Origin of the sequence: Phaeobacter sp. JH20_34, assembly GCF_048056095.1 — a bacterium.
GTDB lineage: Bacteria > Pseudomonadota > Alphaproteobacteria > Rhodobacterales > Rhodobacteraceae > Phaeobacter > Phaeobacter bryozoorum.
This window is the reverse complement of the sequence record NZ_JAYMWT010000004.1, coordinates 482931-508675: the sequence shown is the minus strand read 5'-3', so window position 1 is coordinate 508675 and position 25745 is coordinate 482931. Positions and strand designations below refer to the sequence as shown.

Below are 25745 nucleotides of genomic sequence, written 5' to 3'. Positions count from 1 at the left end.
CGCCTGCCTGAGCTTGGGTGGCTGCCCCCTGCAACACCAGGCCTGCCCCGCTCTTTGCTGTATCTGCTGGGGTTCGCGCTGTCGTGGAGCGCAACCGCGTCGCCCATTCAGGCCGATGTTGTCGCGCCGAATGGGCGCACGATCGACTGTTATTGCACCGACAAGAGCGGCAGCCGGGTTGAGCTGGGCGAATTTGTCTGCCTGCAGGTCGACGGGCGCATGTTCACGGCCCAGTGCCAGATGTCGCTGAATGTGCCGATGTGGCGCGAAGTTCAGGCGGGCTGCCTTGCGGCTGAGGCTGATACGGCGCCGGCCATCTCGACGGCTGCGGAGCCGCTACCACGGATCTGATCCCTCCGATATGCGTTTGTTGAGATTGGCCTGTCATATCAGGCCGGGCAGCATACGCGGCCGGGAGATCCGCATCAGGGCGCTATTGCGGTGCGGGCGCCATCTGCGCGATCCAGCTGTTGATCCGGTCATTGTTGGCGCCCAGATCGGAGCGGCCAAACCGCAGACGGGCATAGACTTTCAGCAGATCGCCATCCTGCCGCGCGGTGGTGTAATCGGGAAAGCCCAGAAACCGCGTACGCGTCACATAGGTGACCATCTCATCCTCAACCGAACCGGCCAGCACACGGGTGCGCGGAGCGTTGCTGGCAACGTTGTGGAACCGCTCCAGCCCGTCCTCGCCACTGCGCAGCACCCGGAACACGCCACCGCGAAAGGTCTTGTCTTCGGTGAATTCAGGCTGGGTGTTCCAGTCCAGCGGATCGCTGGGCGCCAGCCGGATAAACCCGAGCACCACAACAACCGCCGCGATGCTCAGCCAGACAAATATCATCACTCGACCCATATGGTCCGCTCTCCCTCGTGGCGGCTGCCACTGGACAGCCGGCCTTATTTGGTTGTCACACCCGGCAGCACACAGAGCAGCTCATACAGCAGGTTGGCCGCTGTCAGCGCCGTGTTGCCCGACGTGTCATAAGGCGGCGATACTTCGACCATATCGCAGCCCACAATATTCAAACCCCGCAGGGCGCGGATCAGTTCCAGCGCCTGCGGTGTGGTCAGCCCACCGATTTCCGGCGTGCCGGTACCCGGTGCATAGGCCGGGTCCAGACTATCGATATCATAGGAGACATAGACCGGCCTATTGCCGATATCGCGACGAATTTCCGCACCCATCCCGTGCAGGGAGCGGTTCCAAAGCTCGCTTGCGGGGAAATGCTGAAACCCCCAGCGCTGCGCCTCCTTGAAATCATCCGCCCCGTAGCCTGTGCCACGCAAGCCGATCTGATAGGTCTTGTCCGCGACGATCAGCCCCTCTTCATAGGCGCGCCTGAAGACCGTCCCGTGGGTCTCGCGCTCACCGAACATATCGTCGTTCACATCCGCATGGGCATCGACATGGACCAATGCGACAGGCCCGTATTTTTCCGCAATCGCGCGCAGGATCGGCAGGGTGATCGAATGATCGCCACCCATTGCGACCGGCGTCACGTCGCTGGACAGGATGGCGCTGTAGCTTTCCTGAATGATGCGCAGGCTGTCGGGCAGCGAGAACGTGTTGATCGCCAGATCGCCGATATCGCCAATGTTCAGACTGTCAAAGGGCGCCGCACCGCTGGTCATGTTATAAGGCCGGATCATCGCGCTTTCGGCGCGGATCTGCTTTGGCCCAAAGCGGGTCCCTGAGCGCCAGGAGGTGCCGATATCCATCGGCACACCCAGAATGGCCACATCCAGCCCCTCCAGAGAGGTCGCCTGCGGCAGCCGCATAAAGGTGTTCGGCCCGGAGAACCGCGCCAGATCATTGCCGCTGATCGGCTGGTTAAAGTCAGTCATCGGCCCGTAATTCTCCAGCTCAGAAGACAGATAATGCTCATGGCGACATGCGCGCCTGCGATGGCGGTGGCGCCGGTGGTGTCAAAGGGGGGCGACACTTCAACCACATCGCCGCCCAGGATGTTGATACCGCGCAGGTTTTTCAGGATGGCGTCGGCCTGCGCCGAGGTCAGACCGCCCCAGACCGGCGTGCCGGTGCCCGGCGCATAGGCCGGATCCAGACAGTCGATATCGAAGGTCAGGTAAACCGGCCGGTCACCCAGCACGTCGCGAATACGGCGCGCGGTTTCGTCCGGGCCAATCTCATGCACGGTGGGCGCGTCGATGGTGGGCACGCCGAGATTGTCCTCATTGGTGGTCCGAATGCCCACCTGAACCGAGGTCTTGGGGTCAATGATGCCGGATTTCACCGCCTTGTAGAACATCGTGCCATGATCGACGCGGCTGAAATCATCATCCTGCCAGGTGTCGCTATGGGCATCGAAATGCAGCAGCGAAATCGGGCCGTATTTCTCGGCATAGGCCTTGAGGATGGGGAAGGACACATAGTGGTCGCCACCGATGGCCACCGAAGCCGTATCGGTCGCCAGAATGCCGCGGATGTGCTCGGTGAGCGTGTCGGGGAAGGCCGCGACATTGGCGTAGTCAAAGGCCAGATCGCCGTAGTCGACAATCGCCAGCTCGCTTGCCGGGCAAATGTCCCAGCCATAGGGGGCGTCGGGGCTTTGCAGGGCCGAGGCTTCACGCACCGCGCGGGGGCCAAGCCTGGTGCCGGGGCGGTTCGTCACCGCCTGATCAAAGGGAATGCCTGTGACGGCAATATCCGCATGGGTCAGGTCCTTGGTGTAGCGGCGCCGCAGAAAGGACGTCGCCCCGCCAAAGGTGTTCTCAAAGCTCAACCCCTTCAGGTCGTCGCGGGTGAAGGCCTGATCGACCTGTTTCTTTGCGTCTTCTAGCGCCATGCAGACTGCTCCCTCTTCTCGGGTTGTGGCCATCTCCTAGCGAATGCGCGTGGCCTTGTCATCTGAAAGCCCCCGCGCTGTCGCCAGATCAGCTTGCGGGCTGTGCTTTCTCGACCAGACGGGCAAAAAACGAGGCACCGACCGGTGCGATATCGTCGTTGAAATCGTACTTTGGATGGTGCAGCCCGGCACTATTGCCCTGGCCCAGAAACAGATAGGCGCCGGGACGGGCCTGTAGCATATAAGAGAAATCTTCCGCCCCCATCTCGCGGCCGGCCTCGGCCTCGACATGCTCCGCGCCTGCGATCTCGGCCGCGACGGAGACCGCAAAATCGGTCTTGGCCGCGTCATTGATGGTCGCGGGATAGCCGATCTCGTAGTCCAGTTCCGCCTCGACCCCGTAGCTGGCCGCCTGCCCGGCCACGATCTCACCCATGCGCCGTATCACCATTTCCTGCACCCTGGGATCAAAGGTGCGCACGGTGCCGTTGATATAGGCCGTATCGGGGACCACATTGTCCACCGTGCCGGTGTGGATCTGCGTCACCGACACCACCAGATCATCCAGCGCGTAATGGTTGCGCGAGACGATGGTCTGGATCGCCTGGGCGATGCCGCAGGCCGCCATCACCGGGTCGCGGGTTTCATGGGGCATCGCGCCATGGCCGCCAACGCCCTGAATATGGATATGGAAACTATCCACCGCCGCCATCAGCGGACCCGGAGTTGTCATGAAATGCCCCTCCGGCAGACCCGGTGCATTGTGCAGCGCGTAGACCTCACCGATGTTGAACCGTTCCATGATCCCCTCTTCGACCATGATGCGCGCACCGCCGATGGCCTCCTCGGCGGGCTGGAAGATCAGCGCCACCCGGCCCTTGAAGTTGCGTGTTTCCGCCAGATATTTCGCCGCACCCAGCAGCATCGTCGTATGCCCATCGTGGCCGCAGGCGTGCATATTGCCTGCATGGGTCGAAGCATAGGCCGCACCGGTCTCCTCCGGGATTGGCAAGGCGTCCATGTCGGCGCGCAGACCGATACAGGGGGCATCCGCCGCGCTGCTCTCCTGACCGTTGATGATGGCCACGATGCCGGTCTTTGCGATCCCTTCATGCAGCTCGTCAACGCCGAAGTCCCGCAGCCGTTCCGCCACGAAGGCCGCTGTTTTCGGCAGATCCAGCGCCAGCTCGGGGATCTGGTGCAGATGCTGCCGCCAGGCTGTCATGTCCTCGGCGTAATCGGCAATTCGGTTCACAACCGGCATGGGGGTGGACTCCTTGGTCAGACTCGGGATTGATGCATCTGACACAGGAACAAGAGCCGCCGCAATGCCCGATACCAACCTGATCCACGATGAAACCGCCGGTATCGACCGGCTCCTGCAGATCATGGCGTGCTTGCGCGACCCACAGCATGGCTGCCCCTGGGATATTGAACAGGACTTTGCCAGCATCGCGCCCTATACCATTGAAGAAGCTTACGAAGTTGCCGATGCAATTGAGCGCGAGGCCTGGGATGAGCTGAAGGGCGAGCTGGGGGATCTGCTGTTCCAGTCGGTGTTTCATGCGCAGATGGCGGCGGAGGCCGGGCATTTCACCTTTCAGGATGTGGTCACCACCATGTCCAACAAGATGGTCGCGCGCCATCCGCATGTCTTTGGTGACGAGAGCCGCGAGAAATCCGCCGACCAGCAGACCGCTGACTGGGAGGCGATCAAGGCCGCGGAGCGCGCAGGCAAGGCGCAACAGGGGACGCTGGACGGTGTGGCGGTCGGCCTGCCCGCCCTGCTGCGCGCCTACAAGCTGCAAAAACGCGCCGCACGTGTCGGCTTTGACTGGCCGTCGGCGGACAATGTGATCGCCAAGATCGTCGAAGAGGCCGCCGAGCTGGTAGAAGCCCGCGATAGCCTGAGCCAGGCCGAGGTGGAGGAGGAATTCGGCGATCTGATGTTTGTGATGGCCAATCTGGGCCGCCATCTGGGGGTGGAGCCGGAAGCCGCCCTGCGGGCCGCCAATGCCAAGTTCACCCGCCGCTTTGAGGGCGTCGAGGCCAAGCTCTCCGACCGCGGCAAACGTCCCGAAGAGAGCAACCTGGCGGAAATGGACGCGCTCTGGGACGAGGTAAAGGCAGAGGCGCGCGCGGCCACGCCATCCTGCGATGACTGACGCGCTGCCCACCGCGCGGCCTGTCGGGCCACGCGCCTTGTCCGCTCTCACCGCCAGCCCCATATCCTAAAGCATGTTGCGTCTAACCCCCATCCTTCTCGCCGTGATCTACGGGTTGGTCATGTACCGCCTGTCGGTCTGGCGCACCCATCGGGCCCTTGATCAGCAATCGACCGAGCTGGCCGATGCCCGCCTGCGCCAGCTGACGGATCGAATGGCAGCGGCGCTCGGCATCAGCCATATCCCGGTCTATATCTACGAGGTCGATCCGGTAAACGGGCTGGCGGCGCCGGATGGGCGGATCTTCATCACCCGTGGGTTCTATCGCAAATACCGCAATGGCGAGGTCAGCGATGTTGAACTGGCGTCGGTGATTGCACATGAGCTGGGCCATGTGGCGCTGGGGCACGCGCGAAAACGCATGATTGATTTTTCCGGGCAGAACGCGCTGCGCACGGCGCTGATGCTTATCATCGGCCGTTTCGTGCCCTTTGTCGGGCCCTGGATTGCCAATGTGCTGACCTCACTGCTGGCGGCGCGGCTGTCGCGCAGCGATGAATATGAGGCCGATGAATATGCCGCAGCACTGCTGACCAAGGCAGGGATCGGCATCGCTCCGCAGAAAAGCCTGTTTCGCAAGCTGGAAGAGCTGACACAGGCCCGCAGCGGCATGGCGCCCGCCTGGCTGATGAGCCACCCCAAGACCGAGGAGCGTATTGCCGCGCTGGACCGGCTCGAACAGCGCTGGAGTAAAGGAAAGAGCTGAAGATCAGGCCGCAAACCATTGGTTCACTGAAATTTACACAAGATCAAGCGCAGCCGGGCGCGTCATCCCCCTTGGCCCGTGCGGCCGCCATCCCCATCTGTGGGCAACCAATCCCCCGTTGCAGGCGTTTCAGTCAGATATGTCCCTGCGGACACAAGACCTAACGACCCGCCTGGGCGGGCTCCCGGAGACCTACCATGCGCTATTCCGTTCTTGACCTTGCCCCCGTACCCGAAGGCCATGACATCGCTCAATCGCTGCGCAACAGCACTGATCTGGCACAGCGGGCCGAGGCCTGGGGATATCACCGCTACTGGCTGGCGGAGCATCACAATATGCCGGGGATCGCCAGTGCCGCCACCGCTGTTCTGATCGGCCATATCGCCGGACAGACCAAAACGATCCGGGTCGGTGCCGGGGGAATCATGCTGCCCAACCACGCCCCCTATATGGTGGCCGAAGCCTTTGGCACGCTGGCCAGCCTATATGGCAACCGCATTGATCTTGGGTTGGGACGCGCGCCCGGCACCGATCTGCAGACGGCCCGCGCCCTGCGTCGGGGCTTGCAAACCGGTGAGCGCAATCCCGATACCTTCCCGCATGATGTGATCGAGCTGATCAACTACCTTGGCCCCGAGACACCCGAAGCGCGGGTGCGGGCCTTTCCGGGACAGGGCACCAGGGTGCCGCTGTGGATCCTCGGCTCCAGCCTTTATGGGGCGCAGCTTGCGGCACAGCTGGGGCTGCCCTATGCCTTTGCTTCGCACTTTGCCCCCGCCGCGCTGGAGCAGGCGCTGGCCGCCTATCGCAGCGGCTTTCAGCCATCAGAGCATCTCGACGCCCCCCGCGCCATGATCGCGGTCAACGTCTTTGCCGCCGATACCGACCGCGAAGGGCAGCGGCTGAGAACCACCATGCAGCAGGCCTTTGCCCGGCTGCACGAAGGCAAACCCGGCAAGCTGCCGGCTCCGGTGGAGGATATCACCCAGCATATCGCCCCGCCGGTGCTGCACGGGGTGAATGAGGCGCTGCGGATTTCCGCGACCGGCAGCAAGGCCACGGTGGCCGCCGAACTGTCTGGTATTCTTGAGCGGTATCAACCGGATGAGATCATTCTGACCGGGCAGATCCATGACCACGATGCACGGCTGCGATCCTTTGAGATCGCCGCTGAGGTGCTGGGCGACATCTGAGCCGCGCCAAGGTCTCAGCGGCTGAGCACGCTAGGCCGACAGCGCCTTGGCCACCCTTGGCAGCCGCGCCTTCTTCAGCAGCGGGCGCAGCTCCCAGCCGCCGCCTGACAGCCGGTTTGCTTCGGCGAGCACAGCCGCAGCCACGCCCGAAATCCCGTCCGGATCCTGTCGCCACAGATCATAAAGCAGCTGGTCCGGGCCGATCCGTTCCAACCCCTCCTCGGCAAGCGTGTGGCGCGGGAAGTCCTTGTTGTTGACGGTCACGATCCCGTCGGCATGGCCGGCAATGGCGGCGGCCAGCACATGGATATCGGCCACGTCCGGCAGCCAAAGCCGTGCTTCAACCGCCGCTGTCGGGGTGACGGCAGCCTTTGGCCAGGCCGCAGAGATCAGCGCGATCTCTGCCCGCGCCTGCGGCTCCCCCGCAGGACCGATCTTGCGCGCCGCCCGCGCCCATTCCTCAAGGATGCGCTGTGACCACAGCGGGGTGAAATGGCCAATCCGGGCTGCCCCCAGCAGCATCTCACGCATCACGGTCGGATAGAGGACACAGGCGTCCAGCAGCAGTTTCATGGCCTGATCAACCGCAACAGATCAGTCGAGCCGGAAGAACACAGCCTTCAGATAGCCGCTTTCGGCCAGCTGAGGCAGCTGTGGATGATCCGCCCCGGCATACCCGGTGTGCAGCAGCTGGCTGCGCCGCCCGCCGCGCCCGATGCCACGCGCCGAGGCATTGCGGAACCGGCTGAGGTCAGCCGCATGCGAGCAGGAGCACAGCCCCAGATAACCACCCGGCGCCACCAGAGGGGCGGCCAGTTTGGCAATCCGCTCATAGGCCCTCAACCCCGCCTCAAGCGCCTGTTTCGACGGTGCGAAGGCTGGCGGATCGCAGATCACCACATCAAACTGCGCCCCTTCTTCGGCGAGCTGGGCCAGCACCTCAAAGGCATCGCCCTGCCGTGCGTTGAACCGATCGCCAAAACCGCTGGCATCTGCGCCGTCCCGCGCCAGATCCAGCGCCGGAGCGGATCCGTCGACACAGGTTGCCGTCGCCGCGCCAGCCGCCAGCATCGCCAGACCAAAGCCGCCGACATGGGAAAACACGTCAAGCACATTTGCGCCCGGCCTGACCAGCTTGGCGGCAAAGGCGTGATTGTCGCGCTGGTCGTAGAACAGGCCGGTTTTCTGCCCGCCGGTCAGATCCGCCATATAGGTGGCGCCATTCATGGACACTTCTACCGGCGCCTCGGGGGCGGTGCCGCGCAGGGCAGTGCTGATATCGTCCAGCCCTTCCAGGCTGCGCGTCCGGCCCGAGGCGTTTTTCAATACGGTTGTCACCCCGGTCACCGCCACCAGCGCCTCGGTCAGCGGTTCGATATGGGCTTCGGCCCAGGCGGCATTGGGCTGCACCACGCAGGTATCGCCAAAGCGGTCGATCACCACGCCGGGCAGACCATCGGATTCAGCATGGACCAGCCGGTAGAACGGCGCATCATACAGCTGTTCGCGCAGCTCCAGCGCGCGGCGCAGGCGGGCGCTGAACCACTCCACGCTCAGCTCGGCCGCAGGATCGCTGTCCAGCATCCGCGCGATGATCTTGCTTTCGGGGTTGACCGCAACCAGCCCCATCTGCGTCATCGCGTCGTCTTCCAGCACCGCCAGGGTGCCGGGCGCCAGTTTCCGGGTGCGCCGATCGGTGACCAGTTCATTGGCATAGACCCAGGGAAAGCCGTGACGCAGGGCACGGGCATTGGCTTTGGGTTTCAGTTTTACGCGGGCGCGCTCGGGCGCGGAGGAAGATGCTGTCATGCGCCTCTCTTACTCCCAACGACGCGCGGTTGAAAGGGCATCCGCCACGCAGAGCCGATGCCTTGGTCGCGTCAGGCTCTGCGGTCCGTTCCCGCGCGGCGCAAGTGAGTTCACCGCGGACGGGAACGCCAGCCGCCGCGCCTGCGAGGCCTGTCGGCAGCCTCCTGCCCCTCGCGCAGAACAGCCGTCATCGGGTGATCGGGATGCACTGCCGCCAGCTGCTCCACGAGCGCGATGGTTGCCACACGGCTGTCGACCCCATCAGGCAGGCTCAGCGCCCAATCCAGAAAGATGCTGCGGCATTCGCCCTCGCCAATCCCCTCGATACGGTAGCTTTCCCGGATCAACCCCTTGGGATCCAGACGCGCCAGCTGCGCCGCATCAACCGTCGCCTCATTCGTCATGGCCTGTCGCCCCCTCTCTCTCCAATGCCGCGGCGATGATGTCACCGCATCTGCGGTAGCTCTCGGTCAGCGTCGCCTCCAGCGCGGCGAGATCGTCATAGCCGGTGCTGCGACACAGAAAGAGCGCGCCGCCCTCTCCCAATGTCCGTGCATCAATTGCCTTGCCCGAGACCAGCCGCGCCGCCGTCTGTACCGACCAGAATAGATCATAGCCGCGCTGCAATTCCGCTGCATCTGCGGCATCCAGCCAGCCACAGGCGACAGCGCCCGCCAGCCCGGCGGCCACGTCCTGCCCGGTGGCATCGCTCAGCAGGACCCCGGCCTGGGCGATCAGCTCGATATCCATCAGCCGACCCGCGCCGGTCTTGGCGTCCCAGGGACCTGTCGGCACCTTGGCAGCGGCCAGACGGGCGCGCATTTTGGCCACCTCGGGCAGGATCGCCGCGCGGCTGCGCGGCGCCCCGAGAAAACCCGCTCGAAATGCGTTGATATCCTCTGCCAGCCCCTCCGCACCCGGTGCTGGCACAGCCGCCATCGCCCGCGCCCGGGTCAGCGCCAGATGTTCCCAGACCCAGGCGTCATTGCGCTGATACGCGCAGAAGCTCTCGAGGCTCGTGGCCACCGGGCCTTGGGTGCCGGAGGGTCGCAACCGCATGTCCACCTCATAGAGCTGCCCCTGCGACATACGCGCAGTCAGCGCCGTGATCAGCGCCTGGGTCAGCCGCGCATAATACGGGCGTGTCGCCAGCGGTCGCGGCCCCTCCGAGGCCTCCGCGGTTCCGGGGTCATAAATCACGATCAGGTCGAGATCCGACAGCGCATTGATCCGCCCCGCACCCAGCGATCCCATGGCCAGAACCGCCGCCCCGCGCCCCGGAGGCGTTCCGTGTTTCTTTGCAAACTGCTGCAGGACAACCGGCGCCACCCCGGCAATCACCACCTCGGCCAGTTCGGCATATTGCGCCCCTGCGGTGGCAGCATCGATCAGCCCGCGCAGATGATGCACCCCGATACGGAAATGCCACTCCTTGCACCAGCGCCGGGTGGCATCCAGCTGGGTTTCATAATCCTCTTCCTGCGCCAGCACCGCCGCAAGCGACTGGCAGAGCCCCTCTCGCTTGGGCCAGTCACTGAAGAACGAGCCGCCGATCACAGCATCGAACACCCCGGAATTACGCGACAGATAGCTCGCCAGCGTACCAGAGGTGCCGACAATATCTATCAGCAAATCAATCAGTTGCGGGTTGGCTTCAAAGAGTGAAAACAGCTGCACACCGGCAGGCAGCCCCGCCAGGAACCCATCCAGCGCCACCAGCGCCTCGGCCGGCTGGGCGGTGCGGGACAGTCGCGCCAGCAGCTCCGGTTTCAGCCGCTCGAATATCTGCGCACCGCGCGCCGAGCGCAGCGCAGGATAGGTCGGCCAGCGCGCCAGAATATCGCCATCCAGAGCCTCCGGCACCGCCGCGGCTGGTTGCGGCCTTGGCACATCCGGGGCAAAGAACCCCTCGGTCATCTCATGCACCTCCTGCAACCGCCCACGGATCTCGGCCTGCAGCGCCTGCGGGTCGCGGTCCATCAGACAGGCAATCCGGGCAATGCCATCTTCGGACTGCGGCACCCGGTGGGTCTGGGCGTCATGCACCATCTGGATGCGGTGCTCCACCTCGCGGTGGGCAATGTAATGCGCGCTGAGCTGCGCGCAGGCCTCCTGCGGCACCCAGCCCTTGGCCGCGAGCGCGGTCAGCCCGTCGAGCGTGCCGCGCTGACGCAGGCTCTCATCCCGCCCGCCGGCGATCAGCTGCCGGGTCTGGGTAAAGAACTCGATTTCGCGGATGCCGCCACGCCCCAGTTTCATGTCATGGCCGGGCACCGTCAGTGGCCCGCCGGTCCCCTTGTTTTCGCGAATCCGCAAACGCATGTCATGGGCGTCCTGAATAGCCGCGAAATCCAGATGCCGCCGCCAGACAAAGGGGCGCAGCGTCTGCAGGAACTCGGCACCCGCCTTCAGATCCCCGGCGCAGGGGCGCGCCTTGATATAGGCGGCGCGCTCCCAGGTGCGCCCGAGGCTCTCGTAATAGCGCTCCGCCGCCTCCATCGCCATGGCCACCGGTGTAACCCCCGGGTCGGGCCGCAAGCGCAGATCGGTACGGAAGACATAGCCGTCGGCAGTGCGTTCGCTCAGTACCGTGCACATGTTGCGCGTCGCCCGCACCATGCCCTGACGCGCCTCATAGAAATCGGCCGGATCAAACCGTGTCTCGTCAAACAGGCAGATCATGTCGATGTCGGAGCTGTAGTTGAGCTCATAGGCGCCCATCTTGCCCATGGCCAGCAGGGTCAACCCGCCGGCGGTCTCCACATCGGCCTCGGTCAGGCCCGGCAGTTTCTGACGGCGGATCAGTGCGGCAATTTCCGCCTTGATCGCCCGATCGGCGCAGAGTTCGGCAAATTGCGTCAGCGCCGTGGTCACCTGCATCAGATCCCAGGCCCCGGCCAGATCGCAAAGCCCGCTCAGCAGCGCAAGTCGGCGCTTGGCCTGCCGCAGCCCCGGCTTCAGCTGATCCGGCGCCAAACCGCGCACAGCCTCCATGATCTTACCAAGCGCAGCCAGCGGATCCGCCAGTGCGGGCGCCAGCCAGGCGGCCTCGCGGGTGATCAGCTCCTTCAGATAAGGGCTGGAGCCCGCCGCCCCTGCGACCAGGCGCGCCTCATCGCCGCCAAGGTCCGGCACAAGCGCAAGCGCATCGCCGGCCAGATCCGCATCAAATGCCCGTGGAAGGCGCTGAATATCAATCGACTGTCCCATCCGCAGACACTGGGGTGAGACGCCGCCGTCGTCAATTGAGGAAACCACCCTTTGGCCCTGCCAGAGTTCAAAAGGTTACGTAAGGTAAGGAATACCGGAATAGCCCTTTTATGAATGAGACATTAATGCTGGTACTGCGGCTGCGCTCAAGTTCCGGGGGCATGTCAGACAGCGTCTTAGTAACCAGTGAACCAGTGACCGACCGGCACCCTAGTATTGCCAAAATGGCGATACAACGCGTGTTCAGGTCATCGGATATGTATCACAAAGTCTGACAGCAAAGCGCAGCCGTTTATCTCCCCTTAGCCACAAAATCATCAATAAATAAAAAACATATCAACAGGTTACTTGTTTCGATCTGCGAAAATGTGAAAAATGTTTACATGCAGGCTTGAAACCGTGTGAGGGCAGTCCGATATTCCATAATGTGAAGCGCATTTACATGGACGCCGAACCTCGCAACGTTAACCTGGAGACCCCGATGACGAGTTACACCTCTACCGCCCCGCACCCGTCCGAACAGGGCTGGTTTTCCCGCAGTGAATCCTGGCTCGACAGCAAAGGCAAAGGCGCCTGGATTGCCGCCATGGTCCTCGGCTTCGTCTTTTTCTGGCCGGTTGGCCTCGCCCTGTTGTTTTACATGATCTGGAGCAAGCGCATGTTCTCGAAATCCTGCACCACACGCCGTAAATCCTGGGCCCGTCATGGCATGTCCGCGATGACCCCGTCCGGCAACAGCGCTTTTGACGCCTACAAGGCCGATACGCTGCACCGGCTGGAACAGGAACAGCATGATTTCGAAGCCTTCCTGCAACGTCTGCGGGCTGCAAAGGACAAATCGGAATTCGATCAGTTCATGCACGAACGCGCGCTGCAGAACGACGATGAGGCCATCGAAATCGATGATGCAGAGGATGACGCGGACAGCCCGCGCAGCAAGCGTCACTGACCAGAGCCAGCTCCGCCCGCATTGGGCGGGGCCTATCCCGGCGGGAGCGGCCTGGCGCCGAAGCTGATGATCAGCCCGCGTGTCAGCCGCCACCCTGGCCAGACGGCCAAACCATGAGCCCGGTTCCCCGCCCCGGTTCTTTCGACCCCGTTATCGCGATAAGGAAGCTTTGATGACCGCCCTGCCCGATCCAGACTACCAGGCTGATTTCTATCAGCTGGTCCCTGCCAAACGTCTGTTTGCCTGGCTTATCGACAGCCTGTTGATCACCGTTCTTGCCAGTATCGCCGTGGTTTTCACCGCCTTTACCGGGCTGTTCATCTGGCCGCTGCTCTATCTGGTGATCGGTTTCATCTATCGTGCTGCAACCATCGCTTCTGGTTCCGCGACCTGGGGCATGGCCGTCGCAGGCATCGAATTGCGCGACCTGTCGGGACGCAAGCTCGACGGTCAGGGCGCCTTGCTGCATACCGCCGGATATACAGTCTCCATGGCCTTCCCGCTGCTGCAGGTGATCTCCATCCTCATGATGCTGATGTCCGCGCGCGGTCAGGGGCTGACGGATGCGGTGATGGGGACCGTCATGCTGAACCGGCTCCGCTGATCCACCGTCTGGTTCAAGGTGAAGATGGGCAATCTGTAAACCTTAATCCCAACTGGCCTCTTGGCGCAGTGCGATGGCATTGCTATCATTCAAGATAACCCTGTGGCCAGAATGCCCCGATCTGTCAGCGGCTCCGTGATCAGTACTCGGCGCCCGCGCGACACTCGGGGCCATTTGTGCCAAGCCCAAACGGACACCTGACCGCCTGATGCGCCACACTCTGCCGATTGCCCCACAGTTCTACGTGACTGCGCCGCAGCCCTGCCCCTATCTGGCAGATCGGATGGAGCGCAAACTGTTCACCGCCCTGCAGGGCGATGGTGTCGAACAGCTCAACAACAGCCTGTCGCAGCAGGGATTCCGCCGCTCGCAGAATGTTCTGTACCGGCCATCCTGCTCCGATTGCTCCGCCTGCCTGTCTGCCCGGATCAATGTCGCCGCCTTCACCGCCAGCCGGGGGCAGAAACGCACGTTGAAGCGCAACGCCGGGCTGGATCGGCGCGCGACCTCTCCCTGGGCAACCGAAGATCAATATGCGCTGTTCCGCAACTACCTCGACAGCCGGCACGCCGATGGCGGCATGGCCGATATGGATGTCTTCGAATATGCCGCCATGATCGAGGAGACGCCCATTCGCAGCCGCGTCGTCGAATATATCGACCGCGACAGCAACGCGCTGACGGCGGTGTCGCTGACCGATGTGCTGGAGGATGGGCTGAGCATGGTCTATTCCTTCTATCGGCCCGATCTGCCGCAGAACTCGCTCGGCACCTTCATGATCCTGGATCACATCGACATCGCGCGCGAGGCCGGGCTGCCCTATGTCTACCTGGGCTATTGGGTGCCAGGCAGCGCCAAGATGGGCTACAAGGCGAAGTTCACCGGGCTTGAAGTCTATCATCGCGGCGCCTGGCAGCCGATGACCGATCCCGACGCCTTTGATGACACGGCGCATCCGCTGTCGACCGATCCGATTGCGGAACAGGTCGCTAATATTCACCTGCCGGAATCGCGCAGCCACAGCAGGTAACCCAATGCAATCTCTTCATGCCGTGACGCTGATTGTCCCGGACTACGACAGCGCGATCGCGTTTTACTGCGGCACCCTCGGATGGCAGCTGGCCGAAGATGTCGATCAGGGGCGCAAGCGCTGGGTCCGGATCCTGCCGCCGGGCGCCCGTGAGGGCAGCCTGATCCTGGCCCGGGCCGACAGTGGTGCTCAAAAGACCATCATCGGCAATCAATTTGGCGGCCGCGTCGGATTGTTCCTGCACACCAATGACTTCGCCCGAGACCATGCCGCCATGCTGGCCGCGGGCGTCACCTTCGACGAAGCACCCCGCCATGAACCCTACGGATGGGTTGCGGTCTGGCGCGACCCGTTCGGCAACCGCTGGGATCTGCTCCAGCTCACCTGAACCGCAGGGCGCCGGTCCCATTCGGCACCGCCCCTTCAGCTGCCATCGGCAAACGGCTGCATGGCCAATCTTCTGGCGTCAAATATCCCGGGGTGAATGCGCCGCATGGCGCAGAGGGGCAGCGCCCCTGTTTCTGCTTTCGCCCCGGTGCCGACATGAAAAAAGGGCCCCGCAAGCGGGGCCCTTTGTCGTCTTTGGCTGATTGCAATCAGTTTGGCATCAGCGCCGGCACGATTGTCACGATGGAGGGGAACATCCACAGGATCCCCAGACCCACCACCTGGATCAGCACAAATGGCAGGATCCCGCGATAGATATGGCCTGTGGTCACCTCCTTCGGTGCCACCCCGCGCAGATAGAACAGCGCAAATCCAAACGGCGGCGTCAGGAACGATGTCTGCAGGTTCACCGCAACCATGATGGTCACCCACTTCGGATCGAAGGAGCCGCCGTAGATCACCGGCCCGACAATCGGGATCACGATGTAGATGATCTCCAGGAAGTCGAGCACGAAGCCAAGGATGAACAGCACCACCATTACGATCAGGAAGACCTTCAGCTCGCTGTCAAAGCTCTTGAGGAACTGCTGGATATAGTGTTCCCCGCCAAAGGAGATCACCACCAGATTGAGCAGCTGCGAGCCGATCAGGATGGTGAAGACCATCGACGTGACCTTGGCCGTTTCGCGCACCACCGGTGTCAGCACCCCGCCCTTGAACAGCACCCAGCAACCGTAGAGCAGCCCGAAGAGCGCAAAGAGATAGGCGCCATAGGCCACACCAAAGGCGATGATGGTCTCTGCCGAAACCCCATCCTGCCCATTGATCCGCAGATCGAAGTTGACACCAACCAGGATACAGATCGCCACTGCAAGGGTTGCCCAGATGATGATCCAGCCGGATTTCCCCTGGTCCTGCAGCTTGCGGTAGGCCGCCAGCATGATGGCGCCCCCAGCCCCCAGCGCCGCAGCGGGCGTCGGGTTGGTGATGCCGCCCAGAATGGACCCCAGCACCGCAATGATCAGGATCAGCGGCGGGAACACCACGCGGATCAGATCATTCTGTGAACTGCGCACCGCCGCGACCTTGCACCCATAGAGCGCCAGGAGGCTTGGCAGCGCGATCAGCAGCACGGTGACCCCGGGCGTCGTGGTCGGTGAAATTGCCACGATATCGACCAGCGCAATCATCAGCACGCCAATCGCCCCCAGGATCAAGGGCTTGGGATCCCGCGAGGGCGAAACCCCGCGACCAACCGCCAGCGTCAGCCCCATCAGCACCATCAGCACGGTCAGACCGGTGCCAATCGGAGCCGCGGCTTCGATCTTGGCGACACGGGCTGCGGCCATCTCGTCCTCGGTCAGCTTGGTTGCCTGGGCAACGCCGCCTGCGTCGTCGATGCTCTTCTGCTCGGCGACAGCGGCATCCCAGGCCTCCTGGCCATGCAGGTCAATCATTGCCGCCTGACAGTCCGCACCCACATTGGTGCGCAGCGATGCCGTCTGCCCCGCATCGGAGAAGGTCGAAACCGTGATGTTCTGGCTACCGATCAGGTTCACCTGGCCCAGCAGCAACGCACCGGCAATCAGCGCCACCGGCACACCGAGGAACCAGGTGAGGCCTTCGCCACGGGTGATCGGCTCGCCAGTACCGCCCTCAAGCACAACTGCCGGAGCTTTTTCCGGATTCAGCAGCGCATAGCCAAAGGCATAGAGCGCATAGAGAAGCGCCAGCAGGATACCCGGCAGCAGCGCGGCCTGGAACAGCGTCCCGACCGAAACAACCGCTGGCTCACCCAGATAGGTCAGCGCATCGGAGCAGCCGAATTCCTGCGCACGGGTTTCCTGTGCGGTGGAATAGAGATCCCCCGCAAGCGTGCCCAGAAGAACGATCACGATGGAGGGCGGAATGATCTGCCCCAGCGTGCCCGAGGCGGCGATCACACCGGTCGCCAGTTCCGGCGAATAGTTGTTGCGCAGCATGGTGGGCAGCGCCAGCAGGCCCATGGTCACCACGGTTGCGCCGACGATCCCGGTGGAGGCCGCAAGGAAAGCGCCCACAACCACGATGGAAACTGCCAGACCGCCGGGCAGCGGACCAAAGACGCGCGCCATGGTGGTCAGCAGGTCGTTGGCGATCTTCGACCGTTCCAGCGTGATGCCCATCAGGACGAACATCAGCACTGCCAGCAGGGTCTCGATCGAGGCACCGGCCAGAACCCGTTCGTTCATACGGTTCACGACAAAGGAGATGTTGCGGTCCATCGCAACTTCCCAACCCTGCGGGAACACCGCCTCGGCGACCCGTGGCAGTTCAGGATATCTGAACACCGATATGACATCCGGCTTGACGCCGGAGCCCACCAGGTCGCGATAGACCTGCGACGAGGTGTCGATGGCTTGGTGAACCAGGATCCCGGCACTGTCGAGCGCCGCAATGATCCCGAAGGAGATGATGCCGGCTCCGCCAATGGCAAAGGCCACTGGAAAGCCGGAGAGAATGCCTCCGAAAAGGCAGAAGAAGACAATGATCAGGCCGATTTCAACGCCATCAAGTCCGAATAGCATGGGGGCTGTCCCTTATTTAATGCGCGCCTTCATAGGCTTCTTCACCTTCACCAAGGCTGTCCTTGTCGAGGTGTTTGTTCTCGCTGCCGGGGCCTTCCACAAACTCAAGATACGAGCGGTAGAAAAACGCGATGGCATGCAGGAATACGATACCGGCGAATGTCACCAGAAGGATCTTGAACAGGAAGTATCCGTTGAACCCATTGGGGCTGAAGCCGATGGTCTCGATGTTCCAGCGCAGCGCGCGGGATTTCATCACCAGACGCTCCAGCGTGTCCGAGGCCGAGGGCTTCGGCACGATCAGGTGGCGCCACAGGAAGTACCAGCCATACATCCAGGTCAGCACGGCAGCGGGCATCATGAAGATCAGCGATCCCAGCATGTCCACCACCCGCTTGGCCCGGAAGCTGATGCCGGAGTAGATCAGATCGACCCGCACGTGGCCGCCCTGCACAAAGGTGTATGTGACACAAAGGCAGACCACCAAGGCATTGTAAAGCTTCAGTTCTTCTGCGAACCAGCTGATGTCTTTTTCCAGCGCGATACCCAGACCAAAGCTCATGTCCGGGCGCGCAAACACCCGTTGCATGAAGACGATGATGATCTGTTGCAGCACCATCAGAAGACCTGCCCAGGCAAACAGCCGACCCAGCGTGTTGGCAAAGCCCTCCAGTCCGCGCACGACCCCCCACATAATGGAGCGGCGATACATGCCGACCGCCGTCAGCACCAGAAACGCGGTGAAGACAACAAAGAAGAACTCAACCGACCCGCCATAGTAGACGAACCGCATGATGGAAGCCTTGTCCGACCAGTCGAGCCAGAGCTGCGGGTTGGCGACGGCATAGCCGAAGTTGTAAAAGGCGCCCGCGATGTTCTGTACCAGCCAGATCAGGCCGTCCAGTAAGGTCCCGAAAAAGGAAACGCCACTTTCGTCCTGCATTTTTCCCTCGAATAAATGCGTGCAGCGCGGGCGGTCTGGATCGTCATCATAGGGATAATAATCAGGCCGCACGGATCCTGGGACCCGATGGACACTTATGGCGCGAGCCATCCGTGTCGGCTGCTATTGCGAAAGGATCCCCCGCCGATGCGGAGGATCCGATTGAACCCACTCTTGGGGCGGTTAGCCGAGAACGCGGTCGCGCTGGGTGCGATAGGCACCTTCAGATTTGGTGATCCAGCCCGAAGAGGCTTTCATCGACGCTTCGACGCTGTTGCGGATTTTTGCGAACAGCTCGTCACCCATGAACTCGTCCAGGGTTTCCTTGGTCGCGGAGCCAAAGGCATCCCAGACGCTGTCAGGGAATTCCAGGGTCTTCACGCCACCGGTCTGCAGACGCTGAAGAGCCGCACCGTGGTTGTTCATGAACTGCGACAGGCTCCACTGGTGACCTTCGGCCGCCGCGATTTCGATGATTTTCTGATGCGCGGGCGACAGGCTGTCGAACACGTCACGGTTGGTCGCCACGGACAGCGCCGCACCCGGCTCATGGAAACCGGAGGTGTAGTAGACCTTGGTGATTTCCTGGAAGCCCATCTTCTCATCTGCCCAGGGGCCGATCCACTCGGTGCCGTCGATCGCACCGGAGGACAGCGCCTGATACACTTCGGAGCCGGGAATGTTCTGAACCGATGCGCCCAGTTTGCCGAGCGCCTTGCCGCCCAGACCCGGCATACGGAACTTCAGACCATTGAAATCTTCGGGGCTGTTGATTTCCTTGTTGAACCAGCCGCCGGCCTGAGGGCCAGTGTTGCCGCCAAGGAAGGATTTCAGACCGAAGATCTGGCCCAGCTCATCATGCAGGGCCATGCCTTCGCCCTGGTAGTACCAGTTCACCAGTTCCTGAGGCGTCATGCCGAAAGGTACTGCAGTGAAATAGGCATAGGCCGGGTGCTGGCCGGTGAAATAATAGTCGGCACCGTGGTACATGTCGGCCTGACCGGCGGTCACCGCGTCAAATACCTCAAATGCACCAACCAGTTCGCCGGAAGCTTTGAGGTCGATGGTCAGGTCGCCATCGGACATGGCGGTGATCGAATCTGCGACGCGCTGTGCGGAGTCATGAACGCCCGCGGCGCCACGGCCCCAGGTGGTGACCATGGTCAGGGTACGCTTGCCCTGCGCATAAGCCGGTGCGGCCAGAGTGGTTGCTGCAGCGGCGCTGCCCCCCAGCGCGGATGTCTTCAAAAAGGAACGACGATCCATAGGTTTCTCCTCCCATTTAATTGGATTGCCCCGGGTCTGTGCCCGAGGCGGGTCTTGTCGAGTGACGCAAGCCTAGCTGTACGCTGCGTCATGTGAATACCTACTACTGCGTAGAAAACCGCATTTTGGACAAATTATTTGGCCAAAATCTGGGCAGCCTGTGACAACCGCCAAGGCCGATCCCGAGATTCGCGCGCTGAGCGCAGCTGTGGGGGCTTTGATTCTCCGGGCGGATTGCGTAACGATTCGACCATGCAACTGATCCCCCAATTCTTGCGACCCAACTACGCCCAGAAGCTGTCCCTGCTGGCGACGCTGCCGCTGATCGTGGCCGGGGCCGCCATTGCCGTGCTGGTCTCCGTGCAGTCGCGCGCATTGGCCGAACGCGAGATCAAAGCGTTGGAACAGCAGCTGTTGCAGGCCAAGATGGCCGAGCTGCGCAACTATGTGACCCAGGCCCGCAATGGGTTTTCGCACATCTACGGTCTGGCGGCGCCAGATGACGAGGAGGCCAAGGAAAAGGTCACCCAGATTCTCAGTGCAATGATCTATGACCGCGACGGGTTTTTCTTTGTCTATGACTACGACGGCACCAATCTGGTTAGCCCGCGCCAGACCGAGTTCATCAACAACAACTGGAAGGGGCTGACCGATAGCCGCGGCACACCGGTCGTGGATGAATTCATCCGCTTGGCCCGTCAGGGCGCCGGATGGCACACGTTTATGTGGGAGAAACCCTCAACCGGCGAAGAGGCGCAGATGGTTGCCTATGTGCTGGGCTTGCAGGATTGGCAATGGGCCATCGGCACCGGGGTGTTCATTGACGATGTGCTGGCCTCTGTCGCGGCCTCGCGCGCCGAGGTCGAGACCCGTGTGCGCCGTACGTTCTACTACATCGGTGGCATCACCCTGTTTGCACTGGGGCTGGTCTTTGCCTCCGGCATGGTGCTGAACATCCGCGAGCGTCGTCTGGCGGACGCCAAGTTGAAAGAGCTGACCCAGCGGGTTTTCGACGCCCAGGAGGAAGAGCGCGGCCGGGTGGCGCGCGAGCTGCACGACGGGATCAGTCAGCTCCTCGTCGGGGTGCGCTACGCGCTGGACAACGCGCGCAGACGCCTGTCGCGGGGAGATTTTGACCGGGTCGAGGATCCGCTGAACAAAGGGATCTCGCATCTGGGCACCGCCATCACCGAGGTGCGCCGCATCAGCCGCGACCTGCGCCCCGGTGTGCTGGATGATCTCGGCCTTGGCCCGGCGCTGAAGGCACTGACCGATGATTTCGCCGCACGCACCGGCATCGAGACCCGTTTCAGCACTGTCGTGTTCCGCAACCGCCTGGACGGGGATGCCAAGATTGCGCTCTACCGGATCGCGCAGGAAGCGCTCACCAATATCGAACGCCACGCCGAAGCGACGGAGGTCACCATGGATCTACGCGGGCACGCGCGCGGTGCCACTATGCGGATCACCGACAATGGCCGCGGCCTGCCGCCGGTTCAGGACCGCAGCGGGCCCGGCATCGGGCTGCGCAATATGCAGGAACGAATCGAACAGCTTGACGGCACACTCAGGATTTTGTCATCACGGGGCACGCAAAGCGGCACCGTGATCGAGGTCCTGCTGCCGCTGAGCCATCTGCTGCCCCCGGGTGATGCCTCCAAACCGGCGTCCAAGCGGGTGTCCTGAGCCAATCGGCGCTCTTGCCAGACTGTCGCCGCCGCACCGGTGGATGCACGCGACGGACTGGACCGCGCCACGCCAAATGAGGGGGGAGACCATGCCAAATACCATTCGCGTTCTGATCGTTGACGATCACCCGATGGTCGCCGAGGGCATTCAATCCATCCTTGAAAGCTATGACGATATCGAGGTTGTCGGCATCCCCGGCAACGGCGAAGAGGCGGTGGCCGAGGCCCGCGCGCTGAAACCCGATGTGATCCTGATGGATCTCAATATGCCGAAACTGGGCGGGTTGAGCGCCACGGAAATCATCCTCGAACAGACCCCTTCCACCCGCATCCTGATCCTGTCCATGCACGACAGCCCCGAATATATCTCCAGCGCGCTGGCGCATGGGGCCATGGGCTATGTACTGAAAGATGTCCCAACCGAGGAGATCCGCCAGGCCATCGACACGGTGATGCGTGGCGAGACCTATCTCTGCACCGGCGCCGAAGGCTCGCTGAAGCCCAAGGACGACCCCGCCCGCGAGGCGCTGACCGGACGTGAGCAGACCATTCTGCTCGAACTCGCACAGGGCAAATCCAACAAGGACGTTGCCCTGGCGCTGGATATCTCGGTGCGCACCGTGGAAACCCATCGCAAGAACATCAAACGCAAGCTTGGCATTTCCTCGACCGCCGGTCTCACACGCTACGCGCTTGAACATGGCGTGCTGCAGGGCACCGGTCACAGTTTCTGACCCGCCCACCCCGCCGCCTGGTGGCAGAGCTAAAATTGCGCCGCAATGCAGCAGAAACTCCCGCAAACTAGGTCCGATCCGCCTCGCAATTTGGCAAAACGCCGCCGCGCGCGATCTGACCTTGGCCTTTGGTTCAGGGAGATTTTCGACTTTAGGGCCGAAGTGGTCCTATTTTCGGCCGCGCGAAAGGCGAAAATGTCGCCAGGAACCCCACCGACGCAACAAAATGTCCGAAACTGGGGTATTTTCGGTTCATTTCCCTGTTGACGCCCCCGGCCACCGGTCCTAAGGTCCGCTGCAACGCTAAAGGAGCCAACACGATGAATATCCTAGTCGTAGTCGTAGGAACCACGCGCATGGGCCGGTAACGGTAGACCATAATCGAACCCATGCGCCTCCGACCAGAAATCGGGGGCTTTTTTTATGCGAAACGGACGATGCCGCCAATTGGAGCTAAAGCAGATGAAACGTGAGATGACCGGCGCAAAAATGGTTGTTCAGGCCCTGAAGGATCAGGGGGTGGACACGGTCTTTGGCTACCCCGGCGGTGCCGTTCTGCCGATCTATGACGAGATCTTTTTGCAGAATGATATCCGGCACATTCTTGTGCGCCATGAACAGGGCGCGGTTCACGCCGCCGAAGGCTATGCCCGCTCAACCGGCAAGCCCGGTGTTGTTCTGGTGACCTCCGGTCCCGGCGCCACCAATGCGGTGACCGGCCTGACCGACGCGCTGCTGGATTCCATTCCGCTGGTTGTTCTCACCGGTCAGGTTCCAACCTTCATGATTGGCTCCGATGCCTTTCAGGAAGCCGACACCGTGGGCATCACCCGCCCCTGCACCAAACACAACTGGCTGGTGAAAGACACCGAAAAGCTGGCCAGCACCCTGCATGAGGCCTTTCATGTCGCCACCGCGGGTCGTCCCGGCCCGGTGCTGATCGACATTCCCAAGGATGTGCAGTTTGCCACCGGCACCTATCAGGGGCCGAAACCCGCCGCGTCGCATTACCAGCCGCCGGTGAAGGGCGATCTGGAGGCCATCACCGAGCTGGTGGCGGCTATGGAAACCGCAAAACGCCCGGTATTCTACACCGGCGGTGGCGTGATCAACTCCGGCCCCGGCGCCAGCCAGCTGCTGCGCGAGCTGGCCGAGGCCACAGGCATTCCGGTGACCTCCACGCTGATGGGGCTTGGGGCCTATCCGGCCTCGGGCAAGAACTGGCTCGGGATGCTGGGGATGCACGGTCTTTACGAGGCCAATATGGCCATGCACGGCTGCGACCTGATGATCAATATCGGCGCCCGCTTTGATGACCGCATCACCGGTCGTCTGGATGCCTTCAGCCCGAAATCGACCAAGGCGCATATCGACATCGACCCCTCGTCGATCAACAAGGTGATCCGCGTCGATATTCCGATCGTCGGCGACATCGGCCACGTGCTGGAAGACGTTCTGAAAGTCTGGAAGAGCCGCGGCCGCAAGGTGAACAGCGCTGCCATCGCAAAATGGCAGGAGCAGATCACCGAATGGCGCAATATTCGCTGTCTGTCCTACACCGCCTCGGAGACCTCCATCAAACCGCAATACGCGCTGGAGCGTCTGGAAGCCCTGACCAAGGACCGCAACCGCTACATCACCACCGAAGTGGGGCAGCACCAGATGTGGGCCGCACAGTACCTCGGCTTTGAGGATCCCAACCGCTGGATGACCTCCGGTGGTCTGGGCACCATGGGCTATGGCACACCGGCCTCGATCGGCGTGCAGGTCGCGCACCCCGATGCGCTGGTGATCAACGTCGCAGGTGAGGCCTCCTGGCTGATGAACATGCAGGAGATGGGCACCGCCGTGCAGTACCGCCTGCCGGTGAAACAGTTTATCCTCAACAATGAACGTCTGGGCATGGTGCGCCAGTGGCAGGAGCTGCTGCACGGCGAACGCTACAGCCATTCCTGGTCCGAAGCCCTGCCCGATTTCGTCAAGCTCGCCGAGGCCTTTGGCGCCAAGGGCATCATCTGCAAGGATCCCAAGGATCTGGATGATGCGATCATGGAGATGCTCGACTATGACGGGCCGGTGATCTTTGACTGTCTGGTGGAGAAGCACGAAAACTGCTTCCCGATGATCCCCTCGGGCAAGGCGCATAACGAAATGCTGCTGGGCGATGCCGAGACCCAAGGCGTCATCCAATCCGGCGGCGCGGTGCTGGTTTAACCCGGTTCAGGAACAGATACAGCGGGGCGCTATCGCCCTGCCCCGATTTCTAGGAAAGGGACGTAAATGTCTGCCCTACACATCAAAAAAGGCTCCACCAGCCATTCTGCCTATAACCTGCGCCCGAATTTTTCGGATGTTCAGGAACGCCACACCATCACCATTCTGGTGGAAAACGAACCCGGTGTTCTGGCCCGTGTGATCGGCCTGTTCTCGGGTCGGGGTTACAACATCGACAGCCTCACCGTGGCCGAGGTCGATCACACAGGCCATCTGTCGCGCATCACCATCGTCACCACCGGCACGCCGCAGGTGATCGAGCAGATCAAGGCGCAGCTGGGCCGGATCGTTTCGGTACATGAAGTCACCGACCTCACCGTCGCAGGCCCCTTTGTCGAGCGGGAACTCGCCATTGTGAAAGTGGTCGGCGAAGGCGACAAGCGCGTGGAAGCCATGCGGTTGGCGGATATTTTCCGCGCCAAGGTTGTCGACACCACGCTCAACAGCTTCATTTTTGAACTGACCGGCGCACCGGACAAGATCGACGCCTTTGCCGAGATGATGCGCCCGCTGGGCCTGACCAAGATCGCCCGCACCGGCGTAGCTGCCCTGCTGCGCGGAAATTGATCATTCCGACAGGATGACAAAAGGGCTGCGCCATCGCGCAGCCCTTTTTCGTGTCCCATACAAACTGATCCGATCACGCTCCTGCGGCGGATCCGCTCTGCAGATCAGCTACGGATCAGCTTTCGATCAGCGCTGCGCCGTTTCGCCTGCGCGCGGGCGTCGCGGGCCTGTTTGTCAGGGAAGGACAAAATGGTCGCGCTGGACGGCTGGCTATCACCGGCACCACGAACAGGCGCTTTTACCTCATGGGCGTTATGCTCCGGGTAGACCGAGGGATCCACAAACAAGGGATCGTGGCGCGCGTCCTCCCAGGTCATCACCGTCGCCTCCGAGCGGCTGTTGGGCAGCGATTGGCTGGCTTCATGCTCGGCATCACCAAGCTTCGCCGCCAGTTCCGGACTCTGGCTTTCTTGGATGACATGCAGATCGCTGGCGAACCGCAACGCGCCCTTGGTCTCAACCCGAAAAGCGACGCAGTCACCCTTGCGCAGCTCTATGGGTTCATCGAGCGAGGTCCAGCGATAATATACCAGATCACCGTGATCTTCGCTCCAGATCACCGCCTGCCGCAGATCGTAGTCCGTCCAAAGAACGACGCCAATCATATCATACCTCACATTGGTCCCGAGCTATTCTGGGATAAATCATGGCAAAGGAACACCAAAAACCTGTAACAAGATCTGTGTCAATTTGTGTCCGGTTTGCGCAAAATTGATGCTGGATAGCGTCAGATCCTCATGTATTATCTACAAGGGTATTAGGGAGTCCCTAGGGAAACCACAA

At 62.1% G+C, this 25745-nt stretch carries 24 protein-coding genes; 12 read left to right on the top strand and 12 right to left on the bottom strand.

The window, feature by feature from the left end:
• Positions 1–63 precede the first annotated feature (63 nt).
• Positions 64–351, top strand: a complete 288-nt coding sequence (locus tag VWZ81_RS04075; protein WP_416539169.1) for a hypothetical protein — start codon at positions 64–66, stop codon at positions 349–351.
• 82 nt (positions 352–433) lie between these two features.
• Here VWZ81_RS04075 and VWZ81_RS04070 read toward each other — a convergent pair whose 3' ends face one another.
• The 4 genes from VWZ81_RS04070 to VWZ81_RS04055 form a co-directional block, all read right to left on the bottom strand.
• Entirely contained in the window at positions 434–856 is a 423-nt protein-coding gene (locus VWZ81_RS04070) for a DUF1499 domain-containing protein (protein ID WP_340545891.1), read from the bottom strand.
• A 44-nt stretch (positions 857–900) separates the two neighbouring features.
• Positions 901–1848 carry an agmatinase gene (gene speB, locus VWZ81_RS04065; protein WP_340545892.1) on the bottom strand — a complete coding sequence of 316 codons (948 nt, stop codon included), beginning with the start codon at positions 1846–1848 and terminating at the stop codon, positions 901–903.
• Positions 1845–2810 carry an agmatinase gene (gene speB, locus VWZ81_RS04060; RefSeq protein ID WP_340545893.1) on the bottom strand — a complete coding sequence of 322 codons (966 nt, stop codon included), beginning with the start codon at positions 2808–2810 and terminating at the stop codon, positions 1845–1847. Before speB (VWZ81_RS04060) ends, speB (VWZ81_RS04065) begins: the two co-directional genes overlap by 4 nt.
• An 88-nt stretch (positions 2811–2898) precedes the next feature.
• Entirely contained in the window at positions 2899–4074 is a 1176-nt protein-coding gene (locus VWZ81_RS04055) for a M20 aminoacylase family protein (protein ID WP_416542140.1), read from the bottom strand.
• A gap of 64 nt (positions 4075–4138) precedes the next feature.
• On the opposite strand from VWZ81_RS04055, the gene mazG reads away from it, so the two are divergent.
• From mazG to VWZ81_RS04040, 3 genes are all read left to right on the top strand, one after another.
• Complete coding sequence (mazG, locus tag VWZ81_RS04050) at positions 4139–4975, top strand: nucleoside triphosphate pyrophosphohydrolase (protein ID WP_416542139.1); 837 nt, start codon at positions 4139–4141, stop codon at positions 4973–4975.
• A gap of 73 nt (positions 4976–5048) precedes the next feature.
• Positions 5049–5741 (top strand): M48 family metallopeptidase, encoded by a 693-nt coding sequence (locus VWZ81_RS04045; protein ID WP_340545896.1) that lies wholly within the window; start codon positions 5049–5051, stop codon positions 5739–5741.
• A 197-nt stretch (positions 5742–5938) separates the two neighbouring features.
• Positions 5939–6934 carry an LLM class flavin-dependent oxidoreductase gene (locus tag VWZ81_RS04040; protein ID WP_340545897.1) on the top strand — a complete coding sequence of 332 codons (996 nt, stop codon included), beginning with the start codon at positions 5939–5941 and terminating at the stop codon, positions 6932–6934.
• Positions 6935–6964: 30 nt separating this feature from the next.
• On the opposite strand, the gene VWZ81_RS04035 is transcribed toward VWZ81_RS04040, so the two are convergent.
• The 4 genes from VWZ81_RS04035 to VWZ81_RS04020 all read right to left on the bottom strand — a co-directional run bounded on the left by VWZ81_RS04035 (position 6965) and on the right by VWZ81_RS04020 (position 11953).
• Positions 6965–7507, bottom strand: coding sequence for an RSP_2648 family PIN domain-containing protein (locus tag VWZ81_RS04035; protein WP_416542138.1), 543 nt, complete (start codon positions 7505–7507; stop codon positions 6965–6967).
• Between the two features lie 21 nt (positions 7508–7528).
• Positions 7529–8743 (bottom strand): RSP_2647 family RNA methyltransferase, encoded by a 1215-nt coding sequence (locus tag VWZ81_RS04030; protein ID WP_416542137.1) that lies wholly within the window; start codon positions 8741–8743, stop codon positions 7529–7531.
• A gap of 110 nt (positions 8744–8853) precedes the next feature.
• Entirely contained in the window at positions 8854–9147 is a 294-nt protein-coding gene (locus VWZ81_RS04025; RefSeq protein ID WP_340545900.1) for a hypothetical protein, read from the bottom strand.
• Positions 9137–11953 (bottom strand): glutamine-synthetase adenylyltransferase, encoded by a 2817-nt coding sequence (locus tag VWZ81_RS04020; RefSeq protein ID WP_416542136.1) that lies wholly within the window; start codon positions 11951–11953, stop codon positions 9137–9139. Before VWZ81_RS04020 ends, VWZ81_RS04025 begins: the two co-directional genes overlap by 11 nt.
• Before the next feature lie 481 nt (positions 11954–12434).
• Between VWZ81_RS04020 and VWZ81_RS04015 the strand changes: the two genes are divergently transcribed.
• From VWZ81_RS04015 to VWZ81_RS04000, 4 genes are all read left to right on the top strand, one after another.
• Entirely contained in the window at positions 12435–12902 is a 468-nt protein-coding gene (locus VWZ81_RS04015) for a DUF2852 domain-containing protein (RefSeq protein WP_416534228.1), read from the top strand.
• Positions 12903–13074: 172 nt separating this feature from the next.
• On the top strand, positions 13075–13506 hold the full coding sequence (locus VWZ81_RS04010; protein WP_416542135.1) for an RDD family protein: 432 nt from the start codon (positions 13075–13077) through the stop codon (positions 13504–13506).
• Positions 13507–13714: 208 nt separating this feature from the next.
• Positions 13715–14536 carry an arginyltransferase gene (locus VWZ81_RS04005; RefSeq protein ID WP_340545904.1) on the top strand — a complete coding sequence of 274 codons (822 nt, stop codon included), beginning with the start codon at positions 13715–13717 and terminating at the stop codon, positions 14534–14536.
• Positions 14537–14540: 4 nt separating this feature from the next.
• Positions 14541–14924: a VOC family protein gene (locus VWZ81_RS04000; RefSeq protein ID WP_416534230.1), complete on the top strand. Its 384-nt coding sequence runs from the start codon at positions 14541–14543 to the stop codon at positions 14922–14924.
• A gap of 208 nt (positions 14925–15132) precedes the next feature.
• On the opposite strand, the gene VWZ81_RS03995 is transcribed toward VWZ81_RS04000, so the two are convergent.
• From VWZ81_RS03995 to VWZ81_RS03985, 3 genes are all read right to left on the bottom strand, one after another.
• Entirely contained in the window at positions 15133–17490 is a 2358-nt protein-coding gene (locus tag VWZ81_RS03995; RefSeq protein ID WP_416542134.1) for a TRAP transporter large permease, read from the bottom strand.
• A 16-nt stretch (positions 17491–17506) separates the two neighbouring features.
• Entirely contained in the window at positions 17507–18433 is a 927-nt protein-coding gene (locus VWZ81_RS03990; protein WP_416534232.1) for a TRAP transporter small permease subunit, read from the bottom strand.
• 183 nt (positions 18434–18616) lie between these two features.
• The gene (locus VWZ81_RS03985; RefSeq protein WP_340545908.1) at positions 18617–19699 is read right to left on the bottom strand and encodes a TRAP transporter substrate-binding protein; all 1083 of its coding nucleotides are present in this window, start codon (positions 19697–19699) and stop codon (positions 18617–18619) included.
• Positions 19700–19951: 252 nt separating this feature from the next.
• On the opposite strand from VWZ81_RS03985, the gene VWZ81_RS03980 reads away from it, so the two are divergent.
• The 4 genes from VWZ81_RS03980 to ilvN all read left to right on the top strand — a co-directional run bounded on the left by VWZ81_RS03980 (position 19952) and on the right by ilvN (position 24962).
• Positions 19952–21385, top strand: a complete 1434-nt coding sequence (locus tag VWZ81_RS03980; protein WP_340545909.1) for a cache domain-containing protein — start codon at positions 19952–19954, stop codon at positions 21383–21385.
• Positions 21386–21476: 91 nt separating this feature from the next.
• Positions 21477–22121 carry a response regulator transcription factor gene (locus VWZ81_RS03975; protein ID WP_416538963.1) on the top strand — a complete coding sequence of 215 codons (645 nt, stop codon included), beginning with the start codon at positions 21477–21479 and terminating at the stop codon, positions 22119–22121.
• A 462-nt stretch (positions 22122–22583) separates the two neighbouring features.
• Positions 22584–24335 carry an acetolactate synthase 3 large subunit gene (locus tag VWZ81_RS03970; protein WP_340545911.1) on the top strand — a complete coding sequence of 584 codons (1752 nt, stop codon included), beginning with the start codon at positions 22584–22586 and terminating at the stop codon, positions 24333–24335.
• 66 nt (positions 24336–24401) lie between these two features.
• On the top strand, positions 24402–24962 hold the full coding sequence (ilvN, locus tag VWZ81_RS03965) for an acetolactate synthase small subunit (RefSeq protein ID WP_340545912.1): 561 nt from the start codon (positions 24402–24404) through the stop codon (positions 24960–24962).
• A 104-nt stretch (positions 24963–25066) separates the two neighbouring features.
• Here ilvN and VWZ81_RS03960 read toward each other — a convergent pair whose 3' ends face one another.
• On the bottom strand, positions 25067–25567 hold the full coding sequence (locus tag VWZ81_RS03960) for a hypothetical protein (protein WP_340545913.1): 501 nt from the start codon (positions 25565–25567) through the stop codon (positions 25067–25069).
• Between the last annotated feature and the right edge of the window lie 178 nt (positions 25568–25745).

Bases quoted from the DNA above. Each gene is read 5' to 3' on its own strand.
- VWZ81_RS04070 (WP_340545891.1), bottom strand. From the start codon at position 856: ATGGGTCGAGTGATGATATTTGTCTGGCTGAGCATCGCGGCGGTTGTT.
- speB (WP_340545892.1), bottom strand. From the start codon at position 1,848: ATGACTGACTTTAACCAGCCGATCAGCGGCAATGATCTGGCGCGGTTC.
- speB (WP_340545893.1), bottom strand. From the start codon at position 2,810: ATGGCGCTAGAAGACGCAAAGAAACAGGTCGATCAGGCCTTCACCCGC.
- VWZ81_RS04055 (WP_416542140.1), bottom strand. From the start codon at position 4,074: ATGCCGGTTGTGAACCGAATTGCCGATTACGCCGAGGACATGACAGCC.
- mazG (WP_416542139.1), top strand. From the start codon at position 4,139: ATGCCCGATACCAACCTGATCCACGATGAAACCGCCGGTATCGACCGG.
- VWZ81_RS04045 (WP_340545896.1), top strand. From the start codon at position 5,049: ATGTTGCGTCTAACCCCCATCCTTCTCGCCGTGATCTACGGGTTGGTC.
- VWZ81_RS04040 (WP_340545897.1), top strand. From the start codon at position 5,939: ATGCGCTATTCCGTTCTTGACCTTGCCCCCGTACCCGAAGGCCATGAC.
- VWZ81_RS04035 (WP_416542138.1), bottom strand. From the start codon at position 7,507: ATGAAACTGCTGCTGGACGCCTGTGTCCTCTATCCGACCGTGATGCGT.
- VWZ81_RS04030 (WP_416542137.1), bottom strand. From the start codon at position 8,743: ATGACAGCATCTTCCTCCGCGCCCGAGCGCGCCCGCGTAAAACTGAAA.
- VWZ81_RS04025 (WP_340545900.1), bottom strand. From the start codon at position 9,147: ATGACGAATGAGGCGACGGTTGATGCGGCGCAGCTGGCGCGTCTGGAT.
- VWZ81_RS04020 (WP_416542136.1), bottom strand. From the start codon at position 11,953: ATGGGACAGTCGATTGATATTCAGCGCCTTCCACGGGCATTTGATGCG.
- VWZ81_RS04015 (WP_416534228.1), top strand. From the start codon at position 12,435: ATGACGAGTTACACCTCTACCGCCCCGCACCCGTCCGAACAGGGCTGG.
- VWZ81_RS04010 (WP_416542135.1), top strand. From the start codon at position 13,075: ATGACCGCCCTGCCCGATCCAGACTACCAGGCTGATTTCTATCAGCTG.
- VWZ81_RS04005 (WP_340545904.1), top strand. From the start codon at position 13,715: ATGCGCCACACTCTGCCGATTGCCCCACAGTTCTACGTGACTGCGCCG.
- VWZ81_RS04000 (WP_416534230.1), top strand. From the start codon at position 14,541: ATGCAATCTCTTCATGCCGTGACGCTGATTGTCCCGGACTACGACAGC.
- VWZ81_RS03995 (WP_416542134.1), bottom strand. From the start codon at position 17,490: ATGCTATTCGGACTTGATGGCGTTGAAATCGGCCTGATCATTGTCTTC.
- VWZ81_RS03990 (WP_416534232.1), bottom strand. From the start codon at position 18,433: ATGCAGGACGAAAGTGGCGTTTCCTTTTTCGGGACCTTACTGGACGGC.
- VWZ81_RS03985 (WP_340545908.1), bottom strand. From the start codon at position 19,699: ATGGATCGTCGTTCCTTTTTGAAGACATCCGCGCTGGGGGGCAGCGCC.
- VWZ81_RS03980 (WP_340545909.1), top strand. From the start codon at position 19,952: ATGCAACTGATCCCCCAATTCTTGCGACCCAACTACGCCCAGAAGCTG.
- VWZ81_RS03975 (WP_416538963.1), top strand. From the start codon at position 21,477: ATGCCAAATACCATTCGCGTTCTGATCGTTGACGATCACCCGATGGTC.
- VWZ81_RS03970 (WP_340545911.1), top strand. From the start codon at position 22,584: ATGAAACGTGAGATGACCGGCGCAAAAATGGTTGTTCAGGCCCTGAAG.
- ilvN (WP_340545912.1), top strand. From the start codon at position 24,402: ATGTCTGCCCTACACATCAAAAAAGGCTCCACCAGCCATTCTGCCTAT.
- VWZ81_RS03960 (WP_340545913.1), bottom strand. From the start codon at position 25,567: ATGATTGGCGTCGTTCTTTGGACGGACTACGATCTGCGGCAGGCGGTG.